The following is a 9,869-nucleotide window of genomic DNA, read 5'->3' as shown; positions in this document are numbered from 1 at the left end:
ATTAGACCCCGTTTCCAGGGCTTGTCCCAGAGTGCAGGGCAGATTGCCCACGTGTTACTCACCCGTTCGCCACTAATCACCGGCCGAAACCGGATCATCGTTCGACTTGCATGTGTTAAGCACGCCGCCAGCGTTCGTCCTGAGCCAGGATCAAACTCTCCGTAAATGCATACAATGATCTGCAGCACTACAGAAACGAGTCTGCCTCGCTACTGCTGTGTCACTACATCAAACACTTGGCATCGACTACTTGGCACACTGTTGAGTTCTCAAAGAACGGACACTTCCATCAAAACCCTCACCAGGCTTCTCCGGGCGTTTCCCTTCGGTATCCACCACTGTAGCGAAGGCTTCGCCTCGCTCCAAAACCGGGGTCTCAGTAGTTGCAGCCGAAGCGCAACAAGATGAAGACTCAAGTTCACAAAAGATCGTCTGGAGGATGGTGTCGGCATCAGAGCGTGCTAGACACCAGGCCTTTTGCGGCTCTCTCCACGGTACGGCCCCCCTCCCACCGAGTCAAGCTCCGGCCGCCCTGGCCCGGCGGCGTGGCTCGTGTGCGCGGTACCGGCTCACCGTCGGGTCGTCGGCGATCCAGAAGCGCCAGGGGTGGTGGGCGCCGTCGCCGCCGACGCCGGTGCGGGGGCCGCTGCGGACTCGGGTGCGGTCTGCGGGGGTGCCGGTGAGGAGTTCGAGGGGGGCGGCCGGGCTGCAGGCGTCCGTGCCGTTGAGTGACCGGTCGACGTCGAGGGCGGTGGCGAGGCGGGCCGGGCCCTGGGCCAGTTCGCGGTCCTTGCGGGCCTTCGGGCGGTGTTTGCGGGCCAGCTCCGTGCCTTCCGTCACTTCGCCGGCGCGGAGCAGGACGGCGCTCGCGGCGCCCTCCCCGCCGCAGACCACGTTCATGCAGTGCCACATGCCGTACGTGAAGTAGACGTAGATGTGTCCCGCGGGCCCGAACATGACGGCGTTGCGGTCTGTGCGGCCCCGGTAGGCGTGCGAACCCGGGTCCTGCTCCCCCGCGTACGCCTCGACCTCGGTGAGTCGCAGGGAGATAGTCCCGGCAGCCGTGCGGCGCAGTAGGGTTCGGCCAAGCAGATCCGGCGCCACCTCCAGTACGGGCCGACGGAAGAACGAGCGGTCGAGTGGGGTACGGGGCATGTCGGGTGAGCGTAGTTGAGCAGTCCAACAGGGGAGCAGGGGAGTCCACCATGGGGTTCAAGAAGCTTTTCGCCAGCCTGGGTGCGGGTGGCGCGTCGGTGGAGACGGTGCTGAACGACGCGAACGTCGTGCCCGGCGGCGTCGTGCAGGGCGAGGTCCGCATCGAGGGCGGGTCCGTGGCCCAGGAGGTCGAGGGACTGTCCGTCGGGCTGCAGGCGCGGGTGGAGGTGGAGAGCGGCGACAACGAGTACAAGCAGGACATCGAGTTCCACCGGCAGCGGCTCGGCGGCTCGTTCCAGATCGAGCCGAACGCTGTGCACAACGTGTCGTTCAGCCTGGACGTCCCGTGGGAGACACCGGTGACGTCCGTCCTGGGGCAGCGGCTGCCGGGGATGAACGTGGGTGTGACGACCGAGCTGGAGATCGCCCGGTCGGTGGACTCGCTGGACCTCGACCCGATCTCCGTCCACCCGCTGCCGGCGCAGCAGGCGATCCTCGACGCGTTCGGTGGGCTGGGCTTCCGCTTCAAGAGCGCCGACCTGGAGCGCGGGCACATCCGCAACACGCGGCAGCGGCTGCCCTTCTACCAGGAGATCGAGTTCTACGCGCCGCAGCAGTACCGCGGGCTGACGGCCGTGGAGCTGACGTTCCTCGCCGACGGGCAGCAGATGGACGTGGTGCTGGAGATGGACAAGAAGCCGGGGCTGTTCTCCGACGGGGGTGACTCGTTCCGGATGTTCCAGGTGGGGCTGACCGACTTCCAGCAGACCGACTGGAGCGCGTACCTGAGCCAGTGGATCTCCCAGGTCGGGTCGCGGCGCAACTGGTTCTGAGCCGCGCGTCGGGTCGCGGCCGTGACCAGGCCGCCGCTCGTTAGGCTGACCGGCGTGGCGGGGGTGCCGCGTAGCACGCGTCGCGTGCCGCGGACCCGCCACGCCGTTTCCGTTGCGTCACAGCCACCCGGAGGTGTCTTACGTGCCCGAGCAGAACCGGCCGCCGCTGCCCCACGACTTCCATCCCGCGGTGCCGTCGTTCACCGTCACCAGCGACGACGTCAAGGAAGGCGCTCCCCTGCCCGACGCGCAGATCGGGGCGAAGGGCAACACCTCGCCGCAGCTGAGCTGGTCGGGGTTCCCGGAGGGGACGAAGAGCTTCGCCGTCACCTGCTACGACCCGGACGCGCCGACCGGCAGCGGGTTCTGGCACTGGTCGGTGTTCGACATCCCGGTGTCCGTGACGGAGCTGCCCGCGGGTGCGGGCACGGGCGACCAGGCGGGGCTGCCCGCGGGCGCGGTGACCGTGCGGAACGACGCGGGGACCGGCGACTTCACGGGTGCGGCCCCGCCGCCCGGCGACGGCGAGCACCGGTACGTCTTCACTGTGTACGCGGTGGATCAGGAGAAGCTGGGGCCGGACGCCGCCGCGACGCCGGCCGTCGTGGGCTTCAACCTGCGCTTCCACACCCTCGCGCGGGCGCAGCTCATCGGCACGCACGAGGAGCCCGCGGCGGGCTAATTGCGTTGTCGCGGCCGGTCTCCCGGGGCACAGTGGAGCCACCTCGCCGCTCGGTGAGGGGAGTCGGGAGGTGTGACCGGGATGCGCGAGACGCTGGTGCTCAACGCGAGCTTCGAGCCGCTGTCGACGGTGTCGCTTCGCCGTGCGGTGGTGCTGGTTCTCCAGGACAAGGCCGTCGTCGAGCGGGCGCACTCCGGTGTGCGTCTGCGAGCGGCGAGCGTGGAGCTGCCGGTGCCGCAGGTGATCCGGCTGTGCCGGTACGTGCGGGTGCCGTTCCGAAGACGTGCGCCGTGGTCCCGTCGGGGTGTGCTGGTACGGGACCGGCACCGGTGCGCGTACTGCGACCGGCGGGCGACGACCGTGGACCACGTGATGCCGCGCTCGCTGGGCGGCGGTGACACCTGGCTGAACACGGTGGCGTCCTGCGCCCCGGACAACCACCGCAAGGCGGACCGGACGCCGGAGGAGGCGGGGATGCGGCTGCTGCGGCGGCCGTTCGAGCCGACACCGGCGGACGCGCTGCTGCTGGCGCTGGGCATGCGCGAGCAAGAGCAGCTGCCGGAGTGGCTGACGCTGCCGGAGGGCCGCGAGGTGGGCGTCGCCGCGTGAGCGGCGTCTCTCTCCTCAAGACGTGCGCGTCTCCTGAAGGCGTGCGCGCCGCCACTCTCCTCAAGAGATGAGCCCGCCCCCGTTCGGTTGCGACGACCGGGGGCGGGCTCGTGTCGTACGACATGCGTACGCTTACCCGCGCGTGCCCCTACTCCAGCGGGGGCTGCTCGCGGTAGGTGGGGGCCTTGCGGGTGCTGGGCTTGGGGACGGAGGGGGTGGCGTCGCCGCCGGTGGTCGAGGGCGGGCCGAAGTTGCCCAGGGCGCCGCCGAGTCCCTTGAGGGCGTCGCCGATCTCGCTGGGCACGATCCAGAGCTTGTTCGCGTCGCCTTCGGCGATCTTCGGCAGCATCTGCAGGTACTGGTACGACAGCAGCTTCTGGTCCGGGTCGCCGGCGTGGATGGACTCGAAGACCGTGCGGATGGCCTGCGCCTCGCCCTCGGCGCGTAGCGCCGCGGAGCGGGCCTCGCCCTCGGCGCGCAGGATCGCGGCCTGCTTCTCACCTTCGGCGGTGAGGATCTCGGACTGCCGGACGCCCTCGGCGGTGAGGATCGCGGCGCGCTTGTCGCGGTCGGCGCGCATCTGCTTCTCCATCGAGTCCTGGATGGAGGTGGGCGGCTCGATGGCCTTCAGCTCGACGCGGTTGACGCGGATGCCCCAGCGGCCGGTGGCCTCGTCGAGGACGCCGCGCAGCGCGGCGTTGATCTCCTCGCGGGAGGTCAGGGTGCGCTCCAGGTCCATGCCGCCGATGATGTTGCGCAGGGTGGTGACGGTCAGCTGCTCGATGGCCTGGATGTAGCTGGCGACCTCGTACGTGGCGGCCCGGGCGTCGGTGACCTGGTAGTAGATGACGGTGTCGATGTTGACCACCAGGTTGTCCTGGGTGATCACGGGTTGCGGTGGGAACGGCACGACTTGCTCGCGCAGGTCGACGCGGTTGCGGATGGTGTCGATGAACGGCACCACGATGTTGAGACCGGCGTTGAGGGTGCGGGTGTAGCGGCCGAAGCGCTCCACGATGGCCGCACTGGCCTGCGGGATGACCTGGATCGTCTTGATGAGTGCGATGAAGACGAGCACCACCAGGATGATCAGAACGATGATGATCGGCTGCATGCTGCTCCCCGGTTAGTGATCCAATAGTGCGGCCCAGCGCGAGTGTTGCAGAACCGCCGTGCCCGTAAGGGCGCTTCCGGTCACATCACGACGGCGGTCGCACCGTCGATGTCCACAACATCGACCTTCCGACCGGGCTCGTAAACCTCGCCCGAGTCGAGCGCCCGGGCGCTCCACACCTCGCCGGCGAGCTTGATGCGCCCCCCGGAGCCGTCGACGCGCTCCAGGACCACCGCCTGTCTGCCCTTGAGGGCGTCGATTCCGGTGGCCGCTCCGCCCTGGCTGCGATGTCGGCGCGCGACGGGCCGTACGACGGCGATGAGGGCGGTCGAGACGACCGCGAAGACGATCACTTGTACGGTGAGTCCGCCCCCCAGGCCGGCCGTCACGGCGGCGGCCACCGCGCCGACCGAGAACATGCCGAACTCCGGCATGGCGGTCAGCACCAGAGGAATGCCCATGCCCACGGCGGCGATCAGCCACCACACCCATGCATCCACGTGTCCAATGCTATTGCGGGGCAGGGGATTCGGGACAGATGGCCGGGGGCTCCGGGCTTCGGTCACGCCTTGGACAGCGGGAGGCCCTGGGCGGTCCAGCGGTCGCCGGCGCGGTCGAGCACGAGCGGCAGGCCGAAGCAGAGCGACAGGTTGCGGGAGGTCAGTTCGGCCTCGATGGGTCCGGCGGCGAGCACCTTGCCCTGCCGGATCATCAGGACGTGCGTGAATCCGGGGGGGATTTCCTCCACATGGTGCGTCACCATGATCATCGAGGGTGCGTACGGGTCACGGGCCAGCCGGCCGAGGCGGCGTACCAGGTCCTCCCGGCCGCCGAGGTCGAGGCCGGCGGCCGGCTCGTCGAGGAGGAGCAGTTCGGGGTCGGTCATCATGGCGCGGGCGATCTGGGTGCGCTTGCGCTCGCCCTCGGAGAGGGTGCCGAACCGGCGTTCCAGGTATTCGCTCATGCCGAGGCGGTCGAGGAACGCCTTGGCGCGTTCCTCGTCGACGTCCTCGTAGCTCTCGTGCCAGGTGGCGGTCATGCCGTACGCGGCGGTGAGGACGGTCTGCAGGACGGTCTGGCTCTTGGGCAACTTCTCGGAGAGCGCGGCGCTGGCCATGCCGATACGGGGGCGGAGTTCGAAGACGTCGACGCTGCCGAGCTTCTCGCCGAGGACCTGGACGGTGCCCGTGGAGGGGAAGAGGTAGCTGGAGGCGATGTTCAACAGGGTCGTCTTTCCGGCGCCGTTGGGACCGAGGATGATCCACCGCTCGCCCTCCGCGACCGACCAGGAGACCTGGTCGACCAGAGCCCTGTCGTCGCGGACCACCGATACGTCCACCAGCTCCAGTACATCGCTCATGAGCGCGCCGTCTCCCCTTGCAGTGTCGGTCCGTCGTACGCGGTGCGCGCCTGCGACACCGCCCCAGGGCAAACCTACGCCACGCGATGTCGGACCCGGTCCGTAGGCTGGTGCCATGCTCGAAGAACCACGTTCAGGCCGGTTGGCGGCCTGGGGAAATGCCCTGCTTTCCGGGCACATCTCGCCCGACGAGGCCGCGGAGCGCATCGTCGCGGACGACGACGGGCACCGGGTCGCGGGGCTGCCGGAGGAGGAGTCCGCCGAGGGGGTGGGCCTGACCATGGCGCTGGGGCGGCTGCGGGTGCTGGGGGCGAAGGGCCTGCGGGTGGCGCTGCCGGTGCCGGGGCACCTGCTGGGGCTGTCCGGGCCGCCGGAGTTCAACTCGCTGGCGCTGGACGCCGGGGAGGCGGTGCTGGTGACCGGCGGGCCGCCGCTGGGGCTGGTGCCGGAGGTCTGGGCGGTGGGGCCGGAGGGGGACGAGGTGGTCCGGGTGCGGTGGCGCTGCCGGCCGGTGCGGGAGGCACCGCCGGCGGACGTGCCGTCGCTGGGCGAGGCGGAGCGGGAGCTGGCGGAGGCGATGCGGGAGGCCACGGAGGTGCTGTCGCGGCTGGACGTGGCGGGGTCGGGGCCGGTCGCCGAGGCCGCTCTGGCGGCGTACCGGGCGCGGGCGGAGCGTGGGCGCGAGGTGCTGGCGCCGGGGTATCCGCCGCGGGCGGTGCGGGTGCTGGAGCTGGCGCAGCGGGTGGGGGCGCTGGTGGACATCGCGCGGGACTCGGGCGACGGGCACGGCGCGGCGGTCAGCGCGGGGCAGATGGCGGCCCGCGGGGAGGCGCTGCGGCCGCTGGAGCGGACGGCGCGGCGGGCGCGGGTGGCCGCGTACAACGCGTTCGTCGAGGAGCTGGAGCGGGGCTGACGTGCGGGGGCGCGCGGGTCGTACGGCCTTCGTGGACGAGCGCGGCGGCGCGCAGGCGCGAGAGCGCGGGAACGTGCCGCGTCGCGTACGCCCCCCGGGGGCAGTCCGTGTGGGGCGTACGCGACGGAAGGTGCGCTCCGTCAGCGGTTCAGGCAGAGGTTGCCGAACGCGGGGTTCAGCGCGCCGACGACGGTGCCGGTGTTGCCACAGGCGTTGACGGGCTCGTGCACCGGCACCTGGACCAGGTTGCCGGAGCCGATGCCGGGCGAGCCGACGGCGTGGCCGCCGGCGGCGGCACCGCCGTGCGCGGCGGCCACGCCCGCGCCGGCCACGGCCAGGCCGCTGGCGGCGATGGTGACGGCTGCCGCCCTCTTCAGGTTCCTCATGAGTTCCTCCTCGCGTCCGCCACGGCGTGTGCCGCGGCATGCCATGGAGAACGCGGGCCGCCCGGCCCGGTTGCGCCGGGCAGGCGACATCTACACGACAGTATGAATCTCGGATCGGAAGACGGCGCTCCGCCTGGCTCGGGGCGCCGCCGGCCGATCGTCGTATCAGCCGCTCAGGCCGTGTCGTACGGCCCAGAGGGCGGCCTGCGTGCGATCGGCGAGGTCCAGCTTCATCAGGATGTTCGACACGTGCGTCTTGACGGTCTTCTCCGACACCACGAGCGCGCGGGCGATCTCCCGGTTCGAGCGGCCGTCCGCGATCAGCGCCAGCACCTCGCGCTCGCGCTCGGTCAGCGTGGTCCCCCGCCCCTGCGTGGTCCCGCCGCCGGTCTCCTGCGCCAGCAGCGCACCGGCGACGTCCGGCTGCAGCAGCACGTGCCCGGCGTGCACCGAGCGGATCGCCTTGGCGAGCGCCTCGGGGTCGACGTCCTTGTAGACGTAGCCCGCGGCGCCCGCGCGCAGCGCGGGGACGACCGTGCGCTGCTCGGTGAAGCTCGTGATGACCAGCACGCGCGCCGCGCTGCCGGACTCGCGGATGCGGCGCAGCGCCTCGATGCCGTCGGTGCCGGGCATCTTCACGTCCATCAGCACCACGTCCGGCACCAGCTCTTCGGTACGGGCCACGCCCTCGTCGCCGTCGGCGGCCTCGCCGACGACCTCGATGTCGTCCTGCACCTCCAGGAAGGTGCGCAGCCCGCGCCGTACGACCTGGTGGTCGTCGACCAGCAGCACGCGGATCCTGCCGGGCGCGTCCGTACCGTCCGAGCGGTCGGTCCGCTGCTTCTCGCCCGCCTCAGCCACCGGGCACCTCCATCTCGATCACGGTGCCCTGCCCGGGCGCCGACTGGACGGTCAGGCCGCCGCCGACCCCGGCGGCGCGGTCGCGCATGGACACCAGGCCCAGGTGGCGGCCGGCGGAGCGGACCCCGATGTCGGCCTGGTCGAAGCCCCGGCCGTCATCGCGCACCCGCAGCCGCGCGCCGCGACCGCGCCGGGTGAGCGCGACCTCGACCAGGCCGGCGTCGGCGTGGCGCAGTGCGTTGTGCAGGGCCTCCTGCGCGACCCGGAGCAGCGCCTCCTCCTGCGCCGCGGGCAGGGCGCGTACCTGCGCGGACGTGAAGGTGACGCGGGCGCGGTGGGCCCGGTCGAGGACCTGCACCTGGGTCGCGAGGGTGGCCACCAGGCCGTCGTCGTCCAGGGCTGCGGGGCGCAGCTCGACGACGGCGGCGCGCAGCTCTTCGGCGGCGTCCGCGGCGAGCCGCGCGACCTGCTGCAGCTCGCCCTTGGCGCGCGCGGGGTCGCGGTCGACGAGGGCGGCGGCGGCCTGCGCGGTCAGGCGCAGCGAGAAGAGCTTCTGGGAGACGGCGTCGTGCAGCTCGTGCGCGATGCGGGCGCGCTCGCCGGCGATGGTCAGCTCGCGGCTGCGCTCGTAGAGGCGGGCGTTGGTCAGCGCGATGGCCGCGTGGTCGGCGAGGGTACGCAGCAGGGCCTCGTCCTCGGCGTCGAAGCGGCAGCCGTCGGGCCCTGGCGGGTCGTCCGGCTCACACTGCTTGTTGGCCAGGAACAGCGCGCCGAGCACCTCTTCGCCGTCGGCGATGGGCATGCCGACGAAGTCCTTCAGCCGCGGGTGGGCGCCGGGCCAGCCGCCGAAGCGGGGGTCCTTGCGTACGTCGCCGAGGCGCACCGGCTCGGCGTCCCTGATCAGCGCGGCGAGGATGCCGTGCTGGCGGGGCAGCGGGCCGATGGCCTTCCACTGCGCGTCGCTGACGCCGTCGACGACGAACTGGGCGAAGCCGCCGCGGTCGTCGGGCACGCCGAGGGCGGCGTACTCGGCCTGCAGCAGCTCGCGCGCGGACGCCGTGATCGTCTGGAGCACGTCGCGGACCTGCAGCTGCCTGCTCATGGCGAGCAGGGCGCGGCTGACCGCTTCGAGCCCGGCGGCCGGGCCGGCGGCGGCTGAGGTGGACATGCGGTTCACGCTACCCGCCGGGTCCGCCGGCGTGATCCCGCCGCGGACCGGGCCCGGCTCAGCCCTGGGACCTAAGACCCGGTGCCGACCCGCGGAAGTCCCGTCGGTGTGAGCTGCGCCACGAGAGCCACGTCACCTACGAACGGGAGTAGTGGCGGGCCACCCGGATACGGACGGTCCGGGGCCGTCGGGCGCGGGACCAAAGGCCCTGCCGGACCTACGAGACAGGTTCGTAATGGGGGTCTTTGCATCGGATTTTCCGTTCCTCTAACAATGTCCGGGTCCCCAGCCGTCGTGTGAAGAGGTCACAGAGAACGATGCGAGAGAACATGCACCGTATACGCGGCCGCAAGGCCGTCATCGCCGCCCTTGCCGGCTCGGCGGCTGCCACGGCCGCCCTGTCCTTCGCCCCCGTCGCCACCGCCGCCACCCCCGCCGGCGCCCCCGCCGGCACCTCGTCCGAGTCGCCGCGGGTCATCGCCGACAAGATGATCAAGAGTGACGCGCAGTTCCAGTGCTTCTCCGAGATCGTGGAGCGGGAGAGCAGCTGGGACCACACCGCGCAGAACGCCTCCTCGGGCGCGTACGGCCTGGTCCAGGCGCTGCCCGCGACCAAGATGGCCACCGCCGGGTCCGACTGGCGGACCAACCCCGAGACCCAGATCGAGTGGGGCCTGGACTACATGAAGGACCGCTACGGCAGCGCCTGCGACGCCTGGTCCTTCTGGCAGGCCAACAACTGGTACTGAGCCGGCAGCGCTGCCGCGGGCAGCCCCGGGCAGCCCGGG

At 71.4% G+C, this 9,869-nt stretch carries 12 protein-coding genes and 1 rRNA gene; 5 read left to right on the top strand and 8 right to left on the bottom strand.

Going from position 1 to position 9,869, the window contains the following annotated elements; genetic code table 11:
• Both T328_RS28215 and T328_RS28210 read right to left on the bottom strand, forming a co-directional pair.
• Positions 1-166, bottom strand: a 16S ribosomal RNA gene (locus T328_RS28215); the annotation flags it as partial.
• Positions 167-516: 350 nt separating this feature from the next.
• On the bottom strand, positions 517-1,155 hold the full coding sequence (locus tag T328_RS28210) for a DNA-3-methyladenine glycosylase (protein ID WP_496499011.1): 639 nt from the start codon (positions 1,153-1,155) through the stop codon (positions 517-519).
• 50 nt (positions 1,156-1,205) lie between these two features.
• Here T328_RS28210 and T328_RS28205 point away from each other — a divergent pair, with 50 nt between their 5' ends.
• The 3 genes from T328_RS28205 to T328_RS28195 all read left to right on the top strand — a co-directional run bounded on the left by T328_RS28205 (position 1,206) and on the right by T328_RS28195 (position 3,279).
• Positions 1,206-1,988 carry a sporulation protein gene (locus T328_RS28205; protein ID WP_496499010.1) on the top strand — a complete coding sequence of 261 codons (783 nt, stop codon included), beginning with the start codon at positions 1,206-1,208 and terminating at the stop codon, positions 1,986-1,988.
• A gap of 142 nt (positions 1,989-2,130) precedes the next feature.
• Positions 2,131-2,670 (top strand): YbhB/YbcL family Raf kinase inhibitor-like protein, encoded by a 540-nt coding sequence (locus tag T328_RS28200; protein ID WP_496499009.1) that lies wholly within the window; start codon positions 2,131-2,133, stop codon positions 2,668-2,670.
• A gap of 81 nt (positions 2,671-2,751) precedes the next feature.
• Entirely contained in the window at positions 2,752-3,279 is a 528-nt protein-coding gene (locus T328_RS28195) for an HNH endonuclease (RefSeq protein WP_496499008.1), read from the top strand.
• Positions 3,280-3,427: 148 nt separating this feature from the next.
• Here T328_RS28195 and T328_RS28190 read toward each other — a convergent pair whose 3' ends face one another.
• The 3 genes from T328_RS28190 to T328_RS28180 form a co-directional block, all read right to left on the bottom strand.
• Positions 3,428-4,393 (bottom strand): SPFH domain-containing protein, encoded by a 966-nt coding sequence (locus tag T328_RS28190; RefSeq protein WP_496499007.1) that lies wholly within the window; start codon positions 4,391-4,393, stop codon positions 3,428-3,430.
• A gap of 80 nt (positions 4,394-4,473) precedes the next feature.
• Positions 4,474-4,854 (bottom strand): NfeD family protein, encoded by a 381-nt coding sequence (locus tag T328_RS28185; protein WP_496499020.1) that lies wholly within the window; start codon positions 4,852-4,854, stop codon positions 4,474-4,476.
• 101 nt (positions 4,855-4,955) lie between these two features.
• Complete coding sequence (locus T328_RS28180) at positions 4,956-5,753, bottom strand: ABC transporter ATP-binding protein (RefSeq protein ID WP_496499006.1); 798 nt, start codon at positions 5,751-5,753, stop codon at positions 4,956-4,958.
• 115 nt (positions 5,754-5,868) lie between these two features.
• Here T328_RS28180 and T328_RS28175 point away from each other — a divergent pair, with 115 nt between their 5' ends.
• Positions 5,869-6,666, top strand: coding sequence for an Rv1486c family protein (locus T328_RS28175; protein WP_496499005.1), 798 nt, complete (start codon positions 5,869-5,871; stop codon positions 6,664-6,666).
• Positions 6,667-6,806: 140 nt separating this feature from the next.
• Here the strand turns inward: T328_RS28175 and T328_RS28170 are convergent, their stop codons facing one another.
• The 3 genes from T328_RS28170 to T328_RS28160 form a co-directional block, all read right to left on the bottom strand.
• Positions 6,807-7,052 (bottom strand): chaplin, encoded by a 246-nt coding sequence (locus T328_RS28170; RefSeq protein ID WP_496499004.1) that lies wholly within the window; start codon positions 7,050-7,052, stop codon positions 6,807-6,809.
• A gap of 165 nt (positions 7,053-7,217) precedes the next feature.
• Positions 7,218-7,913 (bottom strand): response regulator, encoded by a 696-nt coding sequence (locus T328_RS28165; RefSeq protein WP_496499003.1) that lies wholly within the window; start codon positions 7,911-7,913, stop codon positions 7,218-7,220.
• A complete protein-coding gene (locus T328_RS28160; protein ID WP_496499002.1) occupies positions 7,906-9,081 on the bottom strand; it encodes a GAF domain-containing sensor histidine kinase in 1,176 nt (391 codons plus the stop codon). Before T328_RS28160 ends, T328_RS28165 begins: the two co-directional genes overlap by 8 nt.
• A gap of 329 nt (positions 9,082-9,410) precedes the next feature.
• Here T328_RS28160 and T328_RS28155 point away from each other — a divergent pair, with 329 nt between their 5' ends.
• Positions 9,411-9,830, top strand: coding sequence for an aggregation-promoting factor C-terminal-like domain-containing protein (locus tag T328_RS28155; protein ID WP_496499001.1), 420 nt, complete (start codon positions 9,411-9,413; stop codon positions 9,828-9,830).
• Positions 9,831-9,869 lie beyond the last annotated feature (39 nt).

The organism is Streptomyces sp. CNX435 (genome assembly GCF_059570575.1).
The sequence above is the reverse complement of the archived record's forward strand: the minus strand, read 5'-3'. Positions and strand labels throughout refer to the sequence as shown.